Consider the following 19232-nt stretch of genomic DNA (forward strand, 5'->3'; position numbering starts at 1 on the left):
TTTCGTCCCGCTCGTCCCGATGTCGCCGTCCATCTTCGCGGACGGCGTACTTTTTTTCGCCGCCGCCATCCCTAACAGAACCAGCTTCTGCCGGCGCACATGTTGACCGGATCCGCCTGGCTCCCCTGGATATCGAACGTCCGGTCCTCCATCAGCGCTTCGACGAGCGCTTCGAACATGAGAGAGTCGATCATCGCGTTTTTCATCCGCCCGAGATAGATGGCTTCCTGAAAGGCCTTCTCAAGGACATCGGCGGGGATTTCCCCCGCAGCCATGTACCTGTAGGCAAGTCCCTGCGCGTCGAGGTCGAGATACTGCCGCTCAAGTTTATCGAACATCCGTGTGCGGAAAGGGACGAGAAAATCATCCATGGCCGCGTCATCGCTCCGCTGGTATCCGTGTATGGGCACTCTTCAATCTTCCTTTCATGGCTGTTTCCGGATCTCCGGTGCAGCGCTCCAGCGACCGGGTCCGGACTGATAAACGAGGGAACGCGCGGCCAAAACAGAAAGGCCGGACAAAACGTCAGCGGCAGTCATTGTACCTTCGGACACGATGTTGTCAACCGTTTGATTCGCTTTTTTTTGGAGAATATGCAGAATTTTTACCTCTTCACACGTCATCCCGCTCTCCGGCGTCTCCGGTCCGGACGTTTCCGGGAAGAGAGACAGCTGTCCGTTCGAGAGAATCGATACGAATTCGCCGACATCGATCAGAGGGATGGCGCCGTCCGCGAGCAGACGGTTGCTTCCGCGGCCGCACTCTTCGTCGATCCGCCCCGGAACGGCCCACACTTCGCGTCCGTACTCCAGCGCGATGCGCGCCGTAATCATCGCGCCGCTCCTTTCGGGCGCCTCGACGACGACGAGACGCTCCGCAAGGGCCGCGATAATGCGGTTCCTGCGCGGGAACAGCCACGCCTTCGGCCGCGTCCCGAACGGGTACTCCGTTACGGTTGCCCCACGTTCCAGAATCCGCCGATAGAGTCGCTCATGCCCCGAGGGATAGACGACATCGGATCCCGTTCCGAGAACGGCGACGGTCGTTCCTCCCGCGTCGAGGCAGCCTTCGTGCGCCGCCGCGTCGATTCCGAGCGCTCCTCCGCTCAGGACGGTCCCTCCGGTTTCGGCAACCGCACTTCCGAGCGCGAGGGCGACCGCACGTCCGTAGGACGAGCACTTCCGGGTGCCGACGACCGCGACACCCGACACGCCGGACGGCAGGCTCCCCGCGACATAGAGCGCCAGAGGAGCGTCGGGGATGCCCCGCAACGCGTCCGGATAGTCCATGTCTTCGCAGGTGACGATCCGCACGTTTTTCCGCCGCGCGTGATCGCGTTCGCGTTCCGGAAATCCGGAAGCCGCAAGTTCCGAAAGAGTCCCGGCAGAGGTTCCGGAGATTCCGAGCGCCCCATACGCCCGACGGTCGCCGCCAAGGATGTCCTCCGGCGATACGCCGCCGGAGCGGGCGCGTTCCCATACGCGGATGTCCAGAGTCGCCGGTCCGTTCAGAAGGATCAGGGCGTCGCGCACGACTGTCACAGGGAGCCACCGCCTTTTCGGTACGCGAGCGCTTCCGCGATGTGCGCCCGGGCGACCTCGCCGGTCCCGGCGAGGTCGGCAACCGTCCGCGCCACCTTGAGCACGCGGGAGATCCCCCGTCCCGAAAGCTTCAGGCTCCCGGCGATTCCCAAAAGAAATGCCCTCGCGTCATCGGCGAGTCCGATGGTCTTTCGAAGCAGCCGCTCAGGGATCTCCGCGTTGCAGTGGAACCCCGACGGTTCCCAGCGCCTCCTCTGGACCTCCCGCGCGCGCCGGACGCGGAGGCGGATCGAGACGCTCTCCTCGGCACGAACGTCCGCCGCGGAGATGAGTTCCTCGGGAAGCAGTCTCGGAACGGAGACGTACATGTCGATCCGATCGATGATCGGACCGGAAAGCTTCCTCCTGTAGCGCTCGATGTCGGACGCGACGCAGGAACATCGTTCGACGGGGTCGCCCTGCCACCCGCACGGGCAGGGATTGCACGCGGCGACGAGGAGGACCCGGGACGGGAATTCGACGGTTCCCGAGGCGCGGCTTACGGTGATTCTGCCGTCCTCGAGGGGTTGCCGAAGCGCCTCGAGCAGGTCTCTGCGGAATTCGGTGAATTCGTCGAGAAAGAGAACCCCGCGGTGCGCGAGCGTCACCTCGCCCGGAGAGAGCGAGTGCCCTCCTCCGCAGACGGAAACGGTGCTCGCCGTGTGGTGGACCGGCCGGAAGGGGCGTTCGCGCCCTCCCGCATAGGGGGCGCCGGCGCTGCTCTGGACGAGAAGCGTTTCGAGAAGCTCCGCTTCGGAGAGCGGCGGGAGGATGCCGCGAAGCGCCCGCGCGAGCATCGTCTTTCCGCTCCCGGGAGACCCCACGAGAAGAACGTTGTGATGTCCGGCCGCCGCGATCTCGAGCGCCCGCTTCGCCGAAGCCTGTCCCCGGATATCCGAGAAATCCGGGTCCGGCCGGACGTCTTCTTCTCCCGGGGCAGCCGCCTCGACGGGCGCGAGTTCCATTCGGCCCCCGAGGGCGGCGAGCAGGGTCGCGAGGTCGGGAACGGCATACGCACGAGCGTCGCGGACAAGGGCGACCTCGCGGGCGTTTTCCTCCGGTACATACAGGGAAACGCCGAGTTTCCGGGCTAGGATCGCCGCCGGAACGGCGCCCCTGACGCGTCGGAGGCGACCGTCGAGCGCGAGTTCCCCGAGAAAGATGGCGCCTTCCGGAACCGTCACGGCGCCAAGAGATGACGCCAGTCCGAGCGCTATGGGAAGATCGAGCAGAGCCCCCTCCTTCGGCAGATCGGCGGGAGCGAGGTTGATCGCCACGCGGCCCCGAACCTGGAGTCCCAGAGTGCGAAGCGCCGCGCGGACGCGTTCCCTCGACTCCCGAACTGCGGCGTCGGGTAGGCCGACGATCGACATCGAAAAGAGTCCTCCTGTGATTTCGACCTCGGTCTCGACGCGGACGGCCTCTATCCCGCGGAGGGTGATTCCGTGGACGGCACTCAACTCTGCCACGCTCCGCCGGTGATGTCGCGAATGTGCTCCACCTTCCACTCCCCATTCCTGTCGACGGTCATCGCGACGAGATCGATCCGCCACGGCCCCTGCCAGTTCCGCGACTCCGCGAGAAGTGTTCCTGCTCTGACGAGCCTGCGGATCTTCCGCGGACCGACCGAGTCCTCCGGCGACATCATCTCGCCGATCGTCCTGACCCGGACTTCGACGACGACGAGTTCGTCTCCGTCCATCGCGAGGATGTCGATCTCGCCGCACTGGTTCCGGATATTCCGCCCGAGGATGCGAAACCCCTGTGCGGAAAGACGCTCGGCGGCCTCGTCCTCGCCTCGTTTTCCGAGTTGCAGATGCGGCGCGGTCATGGTCGTTTGCGCATCTCCCGGTCGATGTTGTAGACGAAGGCGAGCACCCGGGCGACGGCCTCGTACAGCTCGCCCGGAATTTCCTGTCCGATTTCGAGGGCGAGCAGTGCGCTCACGAGAGCGGCATCCTCGACGATCGGGACGTTCGCTTCCGTCGCGATCTCGACGATCCGTTTCGCGACGAACCCCTCGCCTTTCGCGGTCACGCGCGGAGCCGCGTCGGCGTTCTTCTCGTATTCGAGGGCGACGGCCCGTTCTCGCTGTTTCCGCTTCGCGCTCACGCCTGGACGTCCACCTTCCGCCCGCCGATACGGATCTCCCGCCTGCCCTGGCGGACACCGATATGCTGTATCGCCATCGACAGATCCTGCAGGGAGTCGCGCAAAACGTGACGATTCGAACGGAGCTTTTCGAACGCCGACAGACGCTCGGCCGTCAGCGTCAGAACGATCGAACGGCCGTCGCTTTCGACGTCTCCCTCGACCTGGCCGAGCGATTCTCCTTCGACACCGAAGACAAGACGGTAAAAGGGACGGTCGCCGACGCACCCGGACGACACCGTCACGCGCGCGAGAAGCGGATCGTCACCATTTCCCGCGGGCCACCACGTCGCGGCGAGAAGCGCCGGATCAAGCCCCTCCCGGGGAGGATGCGACAGATGCGAATGTGCGCGGAGAAATGCTCCGATCTCGTCGTCGCTTCCCTTCATAGCTTCGATCGCGTGCCTCGGATCCTCGCCGGATGCCAGTCTCCGCCGAAGCTCCTCGCGGATCTTCCTCCATGCGGACGCGACATCCTGCGCGCTCATCCCGGAATACCAGGTAATGAGCCGGGCGGCTTCCGGATTCAGCGGAATTCCGCGTGCCCAGAGCTCCACGAAGGAACCGAGCGTATCGGGATCCCCTCCCGCGCGGAGCCATGCCGACCGGATCATGTCGAGAACCTCCTGCTTGATGGGGAGCCCCCGCGACAGCAGGGCCGTCGCAACGCCGCGATCCTGCTCATGGAGCGGTCCGAGGAGCGCCGAGTCCTGTTCGGTCAGTCGAAGGAGGGGAACATCGCCGGAAGAATCGAAAACGGCCCGGAAACGCTGCCCCTGAAAGAGCGGGAGCGTCGCTAGGGCGCGCAGATTCTGACCGAGGATGCGAACGAGATACTCTCCGTCGCGGGCTTCGAGGACGATTCCCTCGACGACGCTGCCGTCGGCGATCGCCCTGTCGAGGGGGCGTACGGGCTGTTGCCTGCCGGGCGTTTCGATCTGGCGGAGGTTTTCTCCGGATCCCGGCGATCCGTGGATGCCGCCGATCTGCGGGCTCACGGGCGAAACAACCTGAAGGAACGCCTGTGGATCGCGCTCGGTCCGAGCCGCGCGATCGCTTCGTAGTGCGCCGCGACGGGATATCCCTTGTGGCGTGCGAATCCGTATCCGGGGAAGACGGCATCGAGTCGGAGCATGATCCTGTCTCTGATGACCTTGGCGATCACCGACGCGGCCGATATGTCGGGAACGAGGGCGTCTCCGTGGGGAATGGCGCGCTGATTCATCGGGAAATCCGGGATCTCGTACGGTCCGTCGACGAGGACGCGGTCATCAGGAGACGCGATTTTCATCGCGCTTTTCCCCATGGCCCAGAGCGACGCGCGGAGGATGTTCGTCGAATCGATCCGTTCCACCGACGCAGCCTGGGCAGCCCATCGGACACCCGCGTCCCGCATGAGGGCGAAAAGCGCCTCGCGCCTTGACGCCGACAGGCGCTTGGAATCCGCAAGTCCGTTTTCGACGAGAAGACTCCGCTGTTCTTCGGTCAGCAGGACTGCCGCGGCGACGACAGGACCGGCGAGCGGCCCCCTTCCGGCCTCGTCCGCGCCAATGGATCGTTCGATCGTCATGGCTCTCCGTCCGGCGCCTCGATGCTCACGGAACCAAGAGTTCCGCGCGAAAACGCGTCCACGAGGCGTCTTCCCGCCTGCTCGAGGTCCACACGCCCACCAGCGACGAGACACCCGAGACGGCGTCCGATTCGCTCGAGCGCCTCCCCGGGGCTTTCTTCCTCGTCCGCAACCCCCCACGCGTCGAAAATCAGCTTCCAGCGATGCGTCGTCTTCAGAAAAGCGATGAGATCCGCCGCCACGACGTCGAAACCGCCGATGACGTCCGCCTTGCTGCACCCGAGCCACGCGAGGCGCCGATGCGCGGCTTCGCCGGAATGGGGATCGAGAATTCCCGGAGAGTCCACGATCAGGAGACCGTTCCCTCGGTACCACGCCACGCCACGCGTGACGCCGGGAATCCCGCCGACCTGCGCCTGGCTTTTGCCGACAAGCGCGTTCAGGAGAAGGGATTTTCCGACGTTCGGAATACCGACGACCGCAAGACGTATCTCACGATGGGAAGGGGCGGCCGAAAGAAGGGCCCGCCTGAGTGAATCGACCCTGGGCGAGAGAAGGTTCAGCGCCCACGCTCTTCCCCCGCTCCGCTCGAAAAACCTGACCCATTCCTTCGTGATTTCCTCCTCCGCGAGATCCCGCTTCGCGAGAACCGTCCAGACGGGCAGCTCGCGAGAAAACGTCCGGACCGCCGGAGACGACGTCGACTCCGGCGCGCGCGCATCGCGAACCTCGAGAAGAAGATCGAGTTTTCCTGCGAGCTCGGAAAGCTTCCGGGTTCCCCGGGCCATGTGACCGGGGAACCAGACAGTACGTGCCATCCGTTCTCCCCTGCCTCCTAATCCAGCAGGCCGACCCTGTCAAGCGGCCAGTAGCGGATAAAGGCCGGGCCGCGGACGTTCTGTTTCGGGACGACCCCCCAGAAGCGGCTGTCCTGGGAATTCGGTCTGTTATCCCCCATCACGAAATACGATCCCTTCGGGACCGTGAGCGGAACCTTCGGAAAAACCGGGCCTTCCGTCAGCGTAAAGAGGTCATGATTCCTGATATACGGCTCGGCGATCGGCGCTCCGTTGACCGACACGATTCCATCCCTGATCTCTATGACATCCCCGGGAAGCCCGACGATACGCTTCACGAAGTCACGCTGTGGATCCACCGGGTACTTGAATACCATAATCTGTCCCCTCTTCGGTTCCTGAAACCAGTACCAGAACTTCGCCACAAGAACCCTGTCTCCGGGGAGGAGCGTGGGAACCATGGATCCGCTCGGAATCCAGAACGCCTGCACAACGAACGTCCGCAGGATCAGCGCGAGAACAAGCGCCCACAGGATCGTCTCGATCGTCTCTCTCCACCAGGGTTTCACTACCGCTGCCGCCATTCCGCACATAACCTCCAATCACGATTCGCCCGTACCGGGATGTCCATCGCGTTACGAAACGTTTTTTTTCGACGATACCCTCGTCTTATACTCCCATTATCCCGCCGTTTCAATCGGAAGGAGGCGTATTTCGCACCGAAACCAAACCACGCGGCGTGACGACGATATACCGTACCGGCGTCCCCCCTCCGGCGCCCGCGAAAGCGGCAAGCGTGAACGAAGGGGAAAGAGTACCCCACACAGGACTATACCACGAATCCCGAAGCGAACCGCGATTGGCGACGAAACACCGTTCGCCCGTTTCGTAGGTCTCCGTCTCGTTCGGATTCGTCCAGTAAACACGAAGACGCGGTACGGGCTGCGTTCCAGGACGCATGTAGAAGAACCGTCCCGTCACGGAAGCCCGGGTGAAGACCCGGCTGAGCCACGAGGCGATTGCCTCCGATTCCCGGACGACCGGATGTGCGTCACTCGATGTATCGGTAACCTCCGGTTTCGAGACGAGCGTCATCGAGGAGCAGATCCCGAGAATCAGCAGCACGATCAGAACTTCGACCAGCGTGAACCCCTTTACGAAAAAAGGGAGCCCACGAGGAGCTCCCTTCAGAGCGTCGAGTCCGGAATTACGCGCCGGCAATCGCTCCATATCCCAATTCGACGACCTTGAGATTCGCGTCGGCGAACTTCGCTGGTGAAAGCTCCCGAACCGCATTCCGAACTTCGTCGTAGCTCACGTTCGCCACGCCGGCGCCGCACATGGCTCCGACGATGAGGACGTTCAGGAAAAGAAAGTTTCCGTTCATGTGCGCTTTCAGGATATCGTACCCGGCGAGCGGAAAGACCTTGATGCCGCGGGATGCGACATAGGCCTTGAAATGCGCGTTCCCGAGCGCCGGCGCGTCGTGGACGTTCACGACCAGCGCGCCGCCGTTCCTGAGGAAGTGCAGGTTTCTCACGGCCTCGTTCTGGTCGAACGCGAGAAGAATGTCAGCCTCTCCCGCCTTGACGAGAGGACTCCGGTAATCCCCGATCTTGAAGTGGCTGATGACGGATCCGCCGCGCTGCGCCATTCCGTGGACTTCGCTGCCCATGACGCTCTCGCCCCGTGAAAGGGCAATCTTCCCGAGGACCTTGCTCGAAAAGAGGATCCCCTGCCCGCCGATGCCGACGATAACGTACTGCATGAGCTATTCCCCCTCCGTCGCAACGATGGCCCCATGGGGGCAGACATTCCGGCACACGCCGCAGGACACGCAGAAGCGATCTTCGATGAACGCCTTCTTCTTCGCCTCGTCGAACACGAGCCCGGGACAGTTGAAGAAGTTGATGCAGAACTTGCACCCGACGCACGCGTCCTGGTTCACGCGAACGCGGATCGTCTCCTGCTTCCGGCGAAGGAGCATACACGGATGCCGGAAGATGACGACAGCCGGAGTTCCGTTGGCCTTCGCGTACTCCCAGGCCTCCTTGACGGCGCTCTTTCCTGCCGCGACGTCGTAGGCTCCGACGGCCTTCACGAACGACACGCCGCACCCCCGGCAGACCCCTTCGATATCGACGACCGCACCAGTCTCGCCCTTGCGGAGCTTGTCGCCGACGGCGGGGTTCGCCTGTCCGCCGGTCATCGCCGTGATTCCGTTGTCGAGAATCGCGAGGACCATCGCGTGCTTGTTGTAGACGGCGCTCACGAGTCCGGGAATCCCCATGTGGAAGAACGTTGAATCACCGATCGTCGCGACGACGGGCTTGAGGTCGGCACCGCTCGCCTTCTGCGCCATGAAGAATCCGGACGAGATCGTCACTGACGCGCCCATATCAATGACGGCGTCGACGCCCTTCTGGTTGATTCCGAGCGTGTAGCAGCCGATATCCGACGGATTGATCGCGGCCGGGAGCGATTGCCGAATCGAGAAGAAGCTCGCGCGGTGCGGGCACCCCGGACAGAGCATCGGTTTCCTGGGAGTGATCCTGAGTTCCTCGAGCGCGGCCTTGAGGTCGGGATCCGCTCCGGCCGGCCCGGTGATGCCGAGAGCCTTCGAGATGATCCCCTCGACGACCTCGGGCAACAACTCTCCGGCTCCGGGAACCACCTTGTTCCACCGTCCCTGGACTTTCGTCCTGTCGAGGAGCTGCATCTCGATGACCGGATACGTCTCTTCGAGAACGAGCGTCGTCTCGTGTCTGCCGATGAAGTCGGAAACCATCCGGATCGGGAGCGGATAGGGCGTTCCGATCTTGAGAACGTCGATGTCGTCGCGTCCCCATCCCCTGACGATATCCATCACGACGGAGAACTGGACTCCCGACGCGATGATTCCGAGCTTCGCGGGGCGCGCCGCCTTCACTTCATAGTTGTACTTCGCGTAGTCTTTCTCGAACTCCTCGCGGATCGCGTCGTTCTTTGCGTTGAGTTTCGGATGGTTGATCCGGACCCCCGCAGGAAGACAGGTCCAGCGCATCGGATCCTTCTCGAAGCGAAAGCCCTGGTCCTTCGCGATGACATCGCCGAGCTCGACGTCCTGCCGGCAGTGATCCACACGAACGCTCGGACGGAGCATCGTAATGATGTTGTGTTTCTCGGAGAGATCGAAGGCGTCGAATACCATCGCCTTCGCCTCGACGGCGTCGCAGGGATCGAAGCACGGGACCTTCGCGAACATCGCGAAGAAGCGGCTGTCCTGCTCGGTCTGGGAGCTGTGCGGCCCAGGATCGTCGGCGCAAATCAGTACCATGCCGCTCCTGAGATCGAAATGCGCCGCGCTCATGAACGGATCCGCCGCGACGTTCAGTCCGACCTGCTTCATAACGGCGCAGGATCGGACTCCCGTAAAGGACGCGCTGACCGCCATCTCGAACGCGACCTTCTCGTTGACCCCCCATTCGACGACGGTTCTGGTACCTAGTTCGTCGGCCCACTCCGCTATTGACGGGAGTATCTCCGACGACGGCGTTCCGGGATAGGCCGTGGCCACGAGACATCCCGCCTCGACGACCCCCCGGGCGATCGCTTCATTTCCCAACAGAATCGCACGTTTGCTCACCGTTTTCGCCACCTCCAATTCGAGAGTTCAGCTGCTCCTTGATCCAATCCGCCATGGGATTACCGCCTCGTATGATCTTTCCGGAAAGGCCCGCGAAAACATGCTTCGTCCACCCCTCCGCGAGAAGCCTGCCGTCGCTCTTCCTGAGAACACGACAACGGAAGGAAAGGGACGCGGGACTCAGATCGCCGAAACTCGTGAATACGACGATCTCCTCGTCGTAGCGTACAGAATGCTTGTACCGGCAGTGCGCCTCGACGACGGGGAGGAAGATCCCCTCGCGTTCCCACGACTCGTAGGGGCGCCCGAGAACACGGCAGAGCTCCGTTCGGCCGACTTCGAACCACGTCAGATAGTTCGCGTAGTAGGCGACTCCCATCTGATCCGTCTCTCCGTAGCGGACACGCAATGTCACCGGAATCTCGAGTTTCAGAAAAGTCCACCTCCATCCGGAACGGAAAACATCACATCAGTATAAAATTATATACCATAAGCAGGAAAATTTATATTCATTCCCGAAGTGTTATGACGTGTACTGTGTCGTTACTCCTTCCGGCCCCCTCCGCACGCGCGCATATGCGCACGCATGATGCAGTCGTCCCGAACGACCTCGAATCCGGCGTCGAGAAACAACCGTTCGCTTTCGTCGTCCTCTGCGCCGGGCTGCATCCACACAACCGACCGTCCGGAAGATTCTATCGCGGACATCGCTTCCCGGACCGGAGCGTGTGTCTTCGGAGACAGAAACAACGCGACGATATCGGGAACGACGGGTACCTGCCGAATGCCTGCATAACAGAAACAGCCGAGAATCTCGTGTCCGGCATACTGCGGATTGACGGGGAAAATGCGGAATCCATGCATGAGACAATATTTCATCACGGTGAACACAGGGCGGTCTTTTTTCGGCGATGCCCCGACCATGGCCACCGTCGACGGAGCGCACACATAACTGCGCAGTATTTTTTCCTTCCGTTCCTCGTCCATCTCCCATTCCTCCCATAACGAAGGCCGAAATCCACCTGCGCAGTGGCGGGGCCGGCGGGAATTCTGTATAATGACCCCGGTCGGAGGGCTGGCCGAGTGGTCTATGGCGGCTGACTTGAAATCAGTTGTGCTTTCAGCACCAGGGGTTCGAATCCTCTGCCCTCCGCCACTTCCCATCATCGCCGGCAATCTCTGCCAGCCGCTATTTCCCCATTCGGGAACATTATCCTCGACCACCTCTCGTTCAACAGCGATGAACCGAAATGGTCGTTTCGCCCTCGAGTTCATTGTCTCTTCGGAAGAAAACCGCCTCCCCAGAAACGGGCTGGAAGCCTCGTGTTCCCGCATTCGATGCGTTTCAGGAACGCATGAGGTGGTGTTCGTATTATACCCGCTGCAACGCTTGATTCCCCGCGAAAACACGCATAAAGATAACAGGAGTGCGTTTTTCGGACATGTCCGGAGATTTCGGGTTAGCGGTATGCCCAATCAGCCCTACCCTCCCAGTCTCCTCACTTCAAATCTCTCCTGATCATTTTAATCAAAACAATATTTTTTTAGTATTTCACGGAATATGATAATTTTTTTGTATAAAAATAAAACAAAATATACATACGTAGTATTCTGTTGACGCCGAGGAGGATTTGAGGCATAATCCATGCCTCAAAAGAGTCTTGAGACTCGATTATTTATTCTGAATATGCTACCGTATCTCCGTGAACCGCAAGTCCGATAAAATGACCGTCCGGCAGACTGGGAGGAATACGAGATATGACAACACTGGTTCCAGGCGCTCTCGTTGATAGGGCGAAACCTTTCGTGCGTTTTCTGTATTTCGGCGACTACAGCTCGATCACCTTTCTCGGAGATACGATCATCGCGATCAACAGAAAGGTGCGCATTTCGACCGACGAATTGACCGATGCGGAACGATGGTGCGAGGATCATGGCGATTTCAAGCTCTTCCATGGGACACCGTCGCAGATGGAACCCCTCCTGAAGCGTCTCGAAACGGGGAAATGGAAGGAGCCGCCAGAGGCCGTCCGGGATCCGGAGGTCGCTGTGCTTCCTGCGTGCAGGATCGAAGAAGGTGAACTTGAACCCTCGGATCTGTACCTCTTTTCCTCTCCAAAACAAATGTAATTTTCGTCCCCTTTTCCGGCGCAACGTATCCGGCGCGTCTGCCGCTTCGAAAGAATCGGGAGTCCCGCGCCGTTTTTTTGCGTCGCGGAGAGTCCTGTTCAAATCGATACAACGTGCAGGGAGTGATTATCGAATGAGACGGAATTTCGCAGGTTTGTGGCTCTTCGCTTTGCTTCTTCTGATGTCTTCGGCATCCGCATCCCTCGCGTCGGACAGATGCGTACCGGCCGGAGGAAGGCTCCGGATCTCTTGTTCCGACAAGGGGTCCGGAGGAATTCCGGTGCTTTTCGTCCATGGCTGGAGCTGCGACAGAACGTTCTGGTCACGACAGATCGAGGGGCTTTCACGAAGCCGTCGCGTGATCGCGATGGATCTTCCGGGTCACGGCGGGAACGACGCCCCCGATATCGCCTATACGCAGGAACTCTTCGCCGATTCGGTCGGGCGCGTTCTCGACCATCTCCGAATCCGGCGGGCCGTGCTCGTCGGACACAGCATGGGGTGGAACGCAATCCGTACATTCGCTCTGAGACATCCCGAGCGGGTAGCTGCGCTAGTCAACGTCGACGGGGCGTTTTTTCGCGTCCCGGAGACCCCGGAGGACCAGGCAAACCTTTCGAAGCTCTTCGCGCAGTTCGGAAAGCCGTTCGAAACACGGGACCGCGAAGCCTTCGAAAGTCTCCGGCGCGGGTTTATCGCCTCGTGCTTCGCTCCCGAAACGCCGCAGGCGCTCAGGGAGTGGATCCTCGGGCGCGTATCGGCGACGCCGCAATACGTGTCGCGAAGCTCGATCCTCGATTTCCTCCGCGTCGAACGATGGACCGATGCGCGCCCCGTCACGACTCCGACGCTCGCGATCTACGCGAAGTTCACCGCGCGCCGGGAACTGCCCGGGCATGAGGAGTACCTGAGAAGGCTCTGTCCGAACCTCGAGTACGAGGAGTGGCCCTCGGTCGGTCATTTCCTCATGCAGGAGGATGCGGAACGCCTGAACCAGCGCCTTCTCGTGTTTCTCGACACCATCCGGTGAAAGGGGCATCCCCCGCAGGCAACGCACACGACGGACCGAGAAGGAACCGGACAACCCACGATCCGCGTTCGATACGCTCGAGGCACAGCACTCCTCCCGCTTCGAACGCGAACTGGGCCCGCTCCTGATCGCGCGTGGTCAGGAGCGATGCCAGACGCGACAGGAACGGCAGGTGTCCGACGATTACCATATCCGTCCGCGACAACGTCACTTCCGTCACCCAGTCTTCGGCGGAGGCTTCCGGCGAAAGTCCCTTCCGGAGTTGCAGCGGAGGGTGTCCCGGCAGGGCGGCCGAGATCGCCGTGGCTGTCTGCACGGCTCGCGTCTTTTCGCTGTGAAGGATCGCGACGGGAGCGGCGGACGCCCTGAACAGGGCGTCCGCCGCAAGGCCGGCATGTCTGACGCCTTCCGGCGAGAGCGGCTGCGTCGTGTCGGACGTCTTCGGGAGCGCCTCTCCGTGCCTGACAAGGTAGAGCTTCATTCGACCGACCTCACTGCGATTTCCCGCGGCAGAGCACAGGCCACGCGTCGACGACGCGTCCCCCTTCGACGACGTTGATTGTCTCGTAGAGGTTCGTCGCGGGGCACGCGTGGTTCGGGATGATCTCGAGACGATCGCCGATGCGGAACTCGAGCCCCGCCCCTGTCGGGATATCGAACGATCCGTGCTCGTCCGACAGCTTGTCGAGAAAGATCTCCGGATGGCTTTTCAGCCTTCCGTGTCCGGTCGCGCGCGTGATTCCGTCCGTCTGGACATAGTACGTCAGCGCCTTGGTTCCCGCGTCGAGGACGACGCGTTCCGGCGTCGGACGGCTGATGACGGTCGCCAGAACCGTCAGGGCGCACCGGTCGTATGTTCCGAGGAGCTGCGCCTGATCCGCGTCCATGAAAACATACGTTCCGGGACGGATCTCCGTGACTCCCGGAATGATGTCGGCGACCATCAGCGAGGGGGTGGACCCCACGGAGACGTCAGTGACCTCGAGTCCTTCCGATCGCATCCGCTCAGCGAGCGCGACCATCCGTTCCTGGCTCTCGCGGAAGATCGCGATGACGGACTTCATGTCGGCGGCGTCGTAACTCTGGCCGTCGTGCGTGTAGATTCCCCTGAATCTGAGACCGGGGGCGCGGACGATGCTCCGCGCGAGTCCGACCGCCGCGTCGCCGGGAACGATTCCGGTCCTCGGGTCGCCGGTGTCGACGTCGACGAGGACATCGATCGGGTTCCGAGCGTCGCGAAACGCGTCTGAGAGCATCCGGACGTGGTCGGGGTGATCCGCACCGACCGCGAGGCGTACTCCCGTTTCCGCGAGGACCCGGAGGCGCCGCAGCTTGATCGGACCGACGATCTCGTTCGCGATGAAGATATCGCGCAATCCTTCGCGCGCCATGACCTCCGCCTCGCCAAGTTTTGCGACCGTGACGCCTTTCGCGCCGCGGCCCTCCTGAATGCGCGCGATTGCGGGACACCGGTGCGTTTTCGTATGCGGACGCAGGCGCACTCCGGCAAGGGCCGCCTTCTCCTGCATCCACCGGAGGTTGTCATCGAGCCTCTTCCTGCCGACGAGCAATGCCGGAGTATCCAGCATGTCAATGGTCATATCTGGCACCGTCTTTCCCTCCTTCGTCACATGAATGAGCGCAAGAGCGCCACGACCGCAACGCCGGACACCATCGCCGCCATGGGACTGCCGCTCTTCTTCATGAAGAAAACCGCAACGACGATACCACATATTCCGGACGCTCCGAAATCCCTCAGGGAGTGGACCGTAAACGCGAGCATCATCGATGCGGGGACAGCGTCGAGAACCCTGCGGAAGCGCGAACTTTCCCCGAGGCTTCGGGCGAGGCAGAGACCTCCGAAACGCAGCAGGAACGTGACGGCGGCGCAACTCAGAATGACTCGGATCCCCTCGCCGGTCGTCATGTCCGCACTCCTTCGGAGAGCCCCCTGAATCCGGCTCCGGCGAGCCCTCCCGCGAGAACGCCCCATCCGCCGCCGGAAAACGAATCGACCGCAACCGTCACGCACGCCGTTACGATCCAGGGAGCGATATCCTCTCTCCCCCTCCACAAAGATACGACGAGTGCCGCAAAGAGCGCCGGAAACGCGAAATCGAGACCGAAGCGCTCCGGAGAGGGGATCCAGCCTCCCGCGAGCCGTCCCGCAAGAGACGCCGCAAGCCACACGGGGAGGAAACACAACCCTCCGGCGAAGAGGATGTCGGCTTTCCCGGCGTCGTCCGTTCGCGCCGCCATCGCGACCGCCCAGTTTTCGTCCCCGATGAGATGGACGCGAAGCATCCGCTGCGGCAGCGACATTCCCGAGAGCAGCCGGTCAACGGACGCGCATATCAGGAGGTAGCGCATGTTGATCGACGCGACCGAGCCGAGAATGGCCCAGAACCCGGCTTCGCCCCACATATCCACGATCACGAATTGAGCCGAACTGGAGAATACGAACGCACTCATCAGGGCGACGAACGAGACCGGAATCCCCTTCGCCGCCGCGAGGACGCCGAAGACCCCGCCGTATGCCGCGACTCCGACGCAGATTGGAAGACACAGGACGATTCCTCTCCGGAATCCCTCTCTCATCGTACCGCCCCCTTCGCGACAATGATACGCGAGGCGAAAGGATTCATCTTGAACGGAATTGCTTTCCTGAAAGGCAGGAGCGCCGGAATTCCCCCGGCGCGACACCGTATACGGCCCTGAACCATCGCGTGCAGTGGCTCTGGTCCGCGAATCCGGCTTCCGCGGCCGCCGCCGCGATCGTTCCTCCGCCGAGGATGAAAGCCTTTGCGCGCTCGACGCAACACAACATCCGGTACGCATGAGGAGAAATTCCGAGGACTTTCGAAAAGCTCCTGAGAAAGTGATACTTCGAGAACCCCGCGATGGTCGCCACGTCGCGAAGCAATATGCCCCGGGCGGCGTTGGCTCTGATATAGTCCGCCGCGGCACGTATCGCGCGCTCATTTTCCGTGCGGGATCCGTCGAGTCGGTCCCTCTGTCCCCACCGCTCAAAGAGCGTTTTCAAGACTGTGGAGAGTCGTTGCTGCTCCCAGAGATCGTCGCGGGAGTCGGAGCGTTCGAGAAGTCTGTGACAGTCGACGAAAGCCCGCGCGAGATCCGGATCGTCGGCGGTCGCCGACACGAAATGAACGTTCGGGCGGGCGAATCCGTCGCTTGAGAGAATATCCGCGACCAGCCCTTCGGACGGGTACATCATCCGGTAGCGGAACCCCTCCCGCGTTCCGGGTTCCCCGTCGTGGACCTCTCCGGGATTGATCGTGACCACCTGTCCGGGGACGACGGCATGGTCGCTCCCGCGGTGGTGGAAGCGTTCCACGCCTTCCTCGATCACGCCGATCGCATACCCTTCGTGCGCGTGACGGCGGAAGGAGTAGTCCGTGAAACGGGCGCGGAACAGCAGGAGATCCGGCGCGCTGGCGACGCGCCAGTAGCGCGTTTCGTTCTTTCGTCCGTCCGGAGGCCGCCGAATGACGCATCCCTCCCCCTCAGAGCGAACCGCTTTTCATCCCCGGAACGAAACAAAGATTCCCGTCTCTCCGTTCGAGTTCGGGAACGATTTCCGACGAGTCCGCTTCCGCCGCGAACGCGATATCGCGGGAGAAACCGAGGTGGTCGAGAATCCGGGCGTGTTCCGCGCGGCGCAGCCCGGCTTCCGGAGCTCTCGCATGGAGACGGTAGAGGTCCAGTGCCGCCAGGATGCCGTCATCCGTCGATTCCGGCGCGTTTTCCGCGAGAATCCGATCGGCGATCAGACCGACGCAGAGCGTGTCGTCGAACGCGAAGCGGCCGAGACGCCCAGCCGAAAGAATCCCGACCGTCTCCGCGGCGCCCACGCGCCCTGCGAGCGTCTTCGCGTTCCGGCAGCATCCGGCCAGCACGAGCGCCCCGGAAGAGGCGACGCGCCGGACCGCCCTCGTTCCGTTCGTCGTCGTCATGACGGCGACGGGATAACGGGCGACCATGTCGACCGTCATCTCGAACGGAGAATTCCCGGCGTCGAATCCGGGAATTCGGACACACTCCCGTTCTCCGAAAAGCATGCAGTGCCCCTGCATCGTGTCGCGAAGGGCGAACGCTTCGGCGACTTCCTCCACTGGAAAAAGCTCCGTTCCTCCCGCATCGAAGAACGAAACCATCGTCGTCGTAGCCCTGAGGACATCGACGACGATCCAGACATCGGCCCGCTGGACGGGCTCCGCTGGACTCAGCGTCGCGAAGAGTCGTTTCATCCGGAAACACTCCTTCCTGCCCGTGTATTGTATCCTCCACAAAGACCGGAGAAAAGACGAAACCTGTTATAATCCCTCCGATACGCATCAGGCCGAGGAGGTGCACTGAGTGTCCGACCAGAACGCACCGGACGAATCGTCCCAGTCGTTCCGATACAGGAGGCAGTTCGCGCGACAGAACAGGATCGAGAGGCTCTTCGAGCTGTTCCTCTGGAATTCCCGTTTCCTTGTCCTTCTCGCGGTCGTCTTCAGTCTGCTGAGTTCGTTCGCTCTCTTCGTAAGAGGAAGTTTCGAGATCGGCCACGCACTGCTGGGGGCGATCCGGACTGCGTCAGGCGCAGCCCATGAGACGCTTGTCGTCCGGATCATCGGCGGCATCGACCTGTACCTCATCGGCGTCATCCTGCTCCTCGTCAGCTTCGGCCTGTACGAACTCTTCATCTCGAAGATCGACGTCGCGCGTGCCGGAAACTCGTCGTCAATACTCGACATCCAGTCTCTCGACGAACTCAAGGGACGGATCACGAAGGTCATCATCATGGTCCTGATCGTGAGCTTCTTCCAGCGCGCCCTCTCGATGCCCCTGTCGTCGCCGGTCGATATGACGCTGCTCGCCGCGTCCATCCTCCTCATCTGCCTCGGCGTCTACTTCCTGAACCGCCCGATCCACTGACGGCCATGACGCCGTATCCCGTCGGCGAGGCTGAAATGGCGGTGTCCGAAGGGATGTCACGGATGCGGACGATGCCGTTAGGCGACGATGCGTGGGGCGCAAAAGGAGCGAACCGATGAGAACGGAAGAATCTCCATGAGAACCATTGAGAAATCGGCCGACTTTTTCGTCCTTTTCAAGCACATTGAAATTTTCCGGATCGCGCGTCGCTTGCTCTTCGCCCCGGACGGAGTACAATTCGCCGGAAGTCGCGTCGTTCAGACCTTTACGGACGCGGAGAGAGCGAGGAGGGGCAGTATGGCTGAAACGCAGGGAAAGAAAATGGGGCTCGTCCAGTGGATTCTCATCGGAATCGTCGTTGCGGGAGGGCTGTATATGTTCCTCGCCCGCTGAGGACGGGGCGACACCGACGAAAAGACGCAGGCGGTACGGGATGACATCGGAGTCCCGTGCCGCCTGTCTTTTTATTACTGTTTTCGTTTTCGGGAAGCTATTTCGTCGCTCCGTTCACGGAGGAAAGGTGCTGCACACCGTAGCGCCCTCGTTCGGCAATTGCGTCGAGAGCGTCGATATACCCCCATGTGGCGGATACGATCTCCCTGATGGAGAGCTTGCGTTTTTCCCGAAGCTCGTTCCATATCGGCACAGGGAGATACATCCATATCCGGAACGACGTCTCGGTGTTGTCCACGGCCTGCTCCGCGAGGATCAGGTATCCGGTCTTGCTGTAGAGCACGACCGGCCGGGAACTCTGGGAGTGCATCCTCTGGAGATCGTCCAGCGTAAAGGAATAGGTCTCCATCTCGCCGATGTCCTTCCGTCCCGGAAGATCAGTCAGCGAAAACCACACCCTCGGGGGAACCCCTTCCTCGAAGACGCCTGCCGCGTTCTTGAGCCACGTCTTGATGCGCGTCACGGCCCCGTAGTCTCCTCGTACGAGGGCGAAACGGATCCCCCAGTATGCCATCCGGGCCATCTCGTCCTTTTCGAGTGCGTCAAAAAACGTCTGTTCGCTCTTGACGACTTCGTCGTCGACCGAGGAGCCGTTCTGGATCAGGCTCCGAACGATCAGCGCCGCGGGCAGATGCTCGCCCGGAGGCAGCATCTGCTCGAAAAGCCGGCTGCGGAGATTCGCGACGACATCGTTCGACAGCGTCACTGTTCCATTGTCTCCGAGGGAAAGCACGACGGGACGACTGTCGTAGAGGAAGACTTCCGTCGTCTCGCCGCTCCCCAGTTTCCCGAGCACCCATTCGTCCGTTCTGCGGATTCCAGGCGTGCCGAGAAGAAACCGGTTGTAGGGGAGCAGGAGCAGAACATGCGCGTCTTCGCGCTCCGGCAAACCTGCACGATCATCGGGCAATCGCACGACCGTCCCTTTCGACATGAGTTCAAAGATCATGGCCTT

Annotated in this window: 24 protein-coding genes and 1 tRNA gene; 4 read left to right on the plus strand and 21 right to left on the minus strand. The window is 61.7% G+C overall.

Annotated features, from left to right (window positions below; translation table 11 throughout):
* Nucleotides 1–71: 71 nt before the first annotated feature.
* The 14 genes from ACZ5IU_RS02810 to ACZ5IU_RS02875 all read right to left on the minus strand — a co-directional run bounded on the left by ACZ5IU_RS02810 (nt 72) and on the right by ACZ5IU_RS02875 (nt 10710).
* Nucleotides 72–410: a hypothetical protein gene (locus ACZ5IU_RS02810; protein WP_464420303.1), complete on the minus strand. Its 339-nt coding sequence runs from the start codon at nt 408–410 to the stop codon at nt 72–74.
* A 15-nt stretch (nt 411–425) separates the two neighbouring features.
* Nucleotides 426–1541, minus strand: coding sequence for a DNA-processing protein DprA (gene dprA, locus ACZ5IU_RS02815; protein ID WP_464420305.1), 1116 nt, complete (start codon nt 1539–1541; stop codon nt 426–428).
* Nucleotides 1538–3040, minus strand: coding sequence for a YifB family Mg chelatase-like AAA ATPase (locus ACZ5IU_RS02820; RefSeq protein ID WP_464420307.1), 1503 nt, complete (start codon nt 3038–3040; stop codon nt 1538–1540). Before ACZ5IU_RS02820 ends, dprA begins: the two co-directional genes overlap by 4 nt.
* Nucleotides 3037–3411, minus strand: coding sequence for a YraN family protein (locus ACZ5IU_RS02825; protein WP_464420309.1), 375 nt, complete (start codon nt 3409–3411; stop codon nt 3037–3039). Before ACZ5IU_RS02825 ends, ACZ5IU_RS02820 begins: the two co-directional genes overlap by 4 nt.
* Nucleotides 3408–3692 carry an EscU/YscU/HrcU family type III secretion system export apparatus switch protein gene (locus tag ACZ5IU_RS02830; protein WP_464420311.1) on the minus strand — a complete coding sequence of 95 codons (285 nt, stop codon included), beginning with the start codon at nt 3690–3692 and terminating at the stop codon, nt 3408–3410. Before ACZ5IU_RS02830 ends, ACZ5IU_RS02825 begins: the two co-directional genes overlap by 4 nt.
* A complete protein-coding gene (gene fliK / locus ACZ5IU_RS02835) occupies nt 3689–4729 on the minus strand; it encodes a flagellar hook-length control protein FliK (protein WP_464420313.1) in 1041 nt (346 codons plus the stop codon). Before fliK ends, ACZ5IU_RS02830 begins: the two co-directional genes overlap by 4 nt.
* Complete coding sequence (locus tag ACZ5IU_RS02840; RefSeq protein WP_464420315.1) at nt 4726–5301, minus strand: ribonuclease HII; 576 nt, start codon at nt 5299–5301, stop codon at nt 4726–4728. Before ACZ5IU_RS02840 ends, fliK begins: the two co-directional genes overlap by 4 nt.
* Nucleotides 5298–6119: a YlqF/YawG family GTPase gene (locus tag ACZ5IU_RS02845; RefSeq protein ID WP_464420317.1), complete on the minus strand. Its 822-nt coding sequence runs from the start codon at nt 6117–6119 to the stop codon at nt 5298–5300. Before ACZ5IU_RS02845 ends, ACZ5IU_RS02840 begins: the two co-directional genes overlap by 4 nt.
* A gap of 17 nt (nt 6120–6136) precedes the next feature.
* Nucleotides 6137–6682: a signal peptidase I gene (gene lepB, locus ACZ5IU_RS02850; protein WP_464420319.1), complete on the minus strand. Its 546-nt coding sequence runs from the start codon at nt 6680–6682 to the stop codon at nt 6137–6139.
* Nucleotides 6683–6791: 109 nt separating this feature from the next.
* Nucleotides 6792–7319 (minus strand): type II secretion system protein, encoded by a 528-nt coding sequence (locus tag ACZ5IU_RS02855; RefSeq protein WP_464420321.1) that lies wholly within the window; start codon nt 7317–7319, stop codon nt 6792–6794.
* Nucleotides 7306–7866: a 2-oxoacid:acceptor oxidoreductase family protein gene (locus ACZ5IU_RS02860; RefSeq protein WP_464420323.1), complete on the minus strand. Its 561-nt coding sequence runs from the start codon at nt 7864–7866 to the stop codon at nt 7306–7308. The genes ACZ5IU_RS02855 and ACZ5IU_RS02860 overlap by 14 nt, the downstream gene beginning before the upstream one ends.
* A 3-nt stretch (nt 7867–7869) precedes the next feature.
* Nucleotides 7870–9723: a thiamine pyrophosphate-dependent enzyme gene (locus tag ACZ5IU_RS02865; RefSeq protein WP_464420325.1), complete on the minus strand. Its 1854-nt coding sequence runs from the start codon at nt 9721–9723 to the stop codon at nt 7870–7872.
* Nucleotides 9692–10138, minus strand: coding sequence for an acyl-CoA thioesterase (locus tag ACZ5IU_RS02870; protein WP_464420327.1), 447 nt, complete (start codon nt 10136–10138; stop codon nt 9692–9694). Before ACZ5IU_RS02870 ends, ACZ5IU_RS02865 begins: the two co-directional genes overlap by 32 nt.
* A 128-nt stretch (nt 10139–10266) precedes the next feature.
* Complete coding sequence (locus ACZ5IU_RS02875) at nt 10267–10710, minus strand: CoA-binding protein (protein ID WP_464420329.1); 444 nt, start codon at nt 10708–10710, stop codon at nt 10267–10269.
* Between the two features lie 82 nt (nt 10711–10792).
* Between ACZ5IU_RS02875 and ACZ5IU_RS02880 the strand changes: the two genes are divergently transcribed.
* From ACZ5IU_RS02880 to ACZ5IU_RS02890, 3 genes are all read left to right on the plus strand, one after another.
* Nucleotides 10793–10879, plus strand: a tRNA-Ser gene (locus ACZ5IU_RS02880).
* A gap of 650 nt (nt 10880–11529) precedes the next feature.
* Nucleotides 11530–11853 (plus strand): hypothetical protein, encoded by a 324-nt coding sequence (locus ACZ5IU_RS02885; protein ID WP_464420331.1) that lies wholly within the window; start codon nt 11530–11532, stop codon nt 11851–11853.
* Between the two features lie 133 nt (nt 11854–11986).
* Nucleotides 11987–12883, plus strand: coding sequence for an alpha/beta fold hydrolase (locus ACZ5IU_RS02890; protein WP_464420333.1), 897 nt, complete (start codon nt 11987–11989; stop codon nt 12881–12883).
* Here the strand turns inward: ACZ5IU_RS02890 and ACZ5IU_RS02895 are convergent.
* From ACZ5IU_RS02895 to ACZ5IU_RS02920, 6 genes are read right to left on the minus strand one after another with little or no spacing between them, the layout of a single operon-like run.
* A complete protein-coding gene (locus tag ACZ5IU_RS02895; RefSeq protein WP_464420335.1) occupies nt 12819–13364 on the minus strand; it encodes a SixA phosphatase family protein in 546 nt (181 codons plus the stop codon). The genes ACZ5IU_RS02890 and ACZ5IU_RS02895 overlap by 65 nt on opposite strands.
* Before the next feature lie 10 nt (nt 13365–13374).
* Nucleotides 13375–14484: an alanine racemase gene (locus ACZ5IU_RS02900; RefSeq protein WP_464421800.1), complete on the minus strand. Its 1110-nt coding sequence runs from the start codon at nt 14482–14484 to the stop codon at nt 13375–13377.
* Between the two features lie 26 nt (nt 14485–14510).
* Nucleotides 14511–14810 (minus strand): AzlD family protein, encoded by a 300-nt coding sequence (locus tag ACZ5IU_RS02905; RefSeq protein WP_464420337.1) that lies wholly within the window; start codon nt 14808–14810, stop codon nt 14511–14513.
* Nucleotides 14807–15481, minus strand: a complete 675-nt coding sequence (locus tag ACZ5IU_RS02910; RefSeq protein ID WP_464420339.1) for an AzlC family ABC transporter permease — start codon at nt 15479–15481, stop codon at nt 14807–14809. The genes ACZ5IU_RS02905 and ACZ5IU_RS02910 overlap by 4 nt, the downstream gene beginning before the upstream one ends.
* 43 nt (nt 15482–15524) lie before the next feature.
* Entirely contained in the window at nt 15525–16391 is an 867-nt protein-coding gene (locus ACZ5IU_RS02915; RefSeq protein WP_464421803.1) for an AraC family transcriptional regulator, read from the minus strand.
* Between the two features lie 16 nt (nt 16392–16407).
* Nucleotides 16408–17151, minus strand: coding sequence for a 2-phosphosulfolactate phosphatase (locus ACZ5IU_RS02920; protein ID WP_464420341.1), 744 nt, complete (start codon nt 17149–17151; stop codon nt 16408–16410).
* 109 nt (nt 17152–17260) lie between these two features.
* On the opposite strand from ACZ5IU_RS02920, the gene ACZ5IU_RS02925 reads away from it, so the two are divergent.
* Entirely contained in the window at nt 17261–17824 is a 564-nt protein-coding gene (locus ACZ5IU_RS02925) for a YqhA family protein (protein ID WP_464420343.1), read from the plus strand.
* Between the two features lie 490 nt (nt 17825–18314).
* Here the strand turns inward: ACZ5IU_RS02925 and ACZ5IU_RS02930 are convergent, their stop codons facing one another.
* Nucleotides 18315–19226, minus strand: coding sequence for a hypothetical protein (locus ACZ5IU_RS02930; protein WP_464420345.1), 912 nt, complete (start codon nt 19224–19226; stop codon nt 18315–18317).
* Nucleotides 19227–19232 lie beyond the last annotated feature (6 nt).

This window comes from Lactivibrio alcoholicus (assembly GCF_055390895.1).

What these genes read in the sequence shown, in the direction of transcription:
- ACZ5IU_RS02930 (WP_464420345.1), bottom strand. Translation starts at nt 19,226, where the DNA reads ATGATCTTTGAACTCATGTCGAAAGGGACGGTCGTGCGATTGCCCGAT.
- ACZ5IU_RS02875 (WP_464420329.1), bottom strand. Translation starts at nt 10,710, where the DNA reads ATGGACGAGGAACGGAAGGAAAAAATACTGCGCAGTTATGTGTGCGCT.
- ACZ5IU_RS02905 (WP_464420337.1), bottom strand. Translation starts at nt 14,810, where the DNA reads ATGACGACCGGCGAGGGGATCCGAGTCATTCTGAGTTGCGCCGCCGTC.
- ACZ5IU_RS02900 (WP_464421800.1), bottom strand. Translation starts at nt 14,484, where the DNA reads ATGACCATTGACATGCTGGATACTCCGGCATTGCTCGTCGGCAGGAAG.
- ACZ5IU_RS02845 (WP_464420317.1), bottom strand. Translation starts at nt 6,119, where the DNA reads ATGGCACGTACTGTCTGGTTCCCCGGTCACATGGCCCGGGGAACCCGG.
- ACZ5IU_RS02890 (WP_464420333.1), top strand. Translation starts at nt 11,987, where the DNA reads ATGAGACGGAATTTCGCAGGTTTGTGGCTCTTCGCTTTGCTTCTTCTG.
- ACZ5IU_RS02860 (WP_464420323.1), bottom strand. Translation starts at nt 7,866, where the DNA reads ATGCAGTACGTTATCGTCGGCATCGGCGGGCAGGGGATCCTCTTTTCG.
- ACZ5IU_RS02840 (WP_464420315.1), bottom strand. Translation starts at nt 5,301, where the DNA reads ATGACGATCGAACGATCCATTGGCGCGGACGAGGCCGGAAGGGGGCCG.
- ACZ5IU_RS02910 (WP_464420339.1), bottom strand. Translation starts at nt 15,481, where the DNA reads ATGAGAGAGGGATTCCGGAGAGGAATCGTCCTGTGTCTTCCAATCTGC.
- ACZ5IU_RS02920 (WP_464420341.1), bottom strand. Translation starts at nt 17,151, where the DNA reads ATGAAACGACTCTTCGCGACGCTGAGTCCAGCGGAGCCCGTCCAGCGG.
- lepB (WP_464420319.1), bottom strand. Translation starts at nt 6,682, where the DNA reads ATGGCGGCAGCGGTAGTGAAACCCTGGTGGAGAGAGACGATCGAGACG.
- ACZ5IU_RS02895 (WP_464420335.1), bottom strand. Translation starts at nt 13,364, where the DNA reads ATGAAGCTCTACCTTGTCAGGCACGGAGAGGCGCTCCCGAAGACGTCC.
- ACZ5IU_RS02825 (WP_464420309.1), bottom strand. Translation starts at nt 3,411, where the DNA reads ATGACCGCGCCGCATCTGCAACTCGGAAAACGAGGCGAGGACGAGGCC.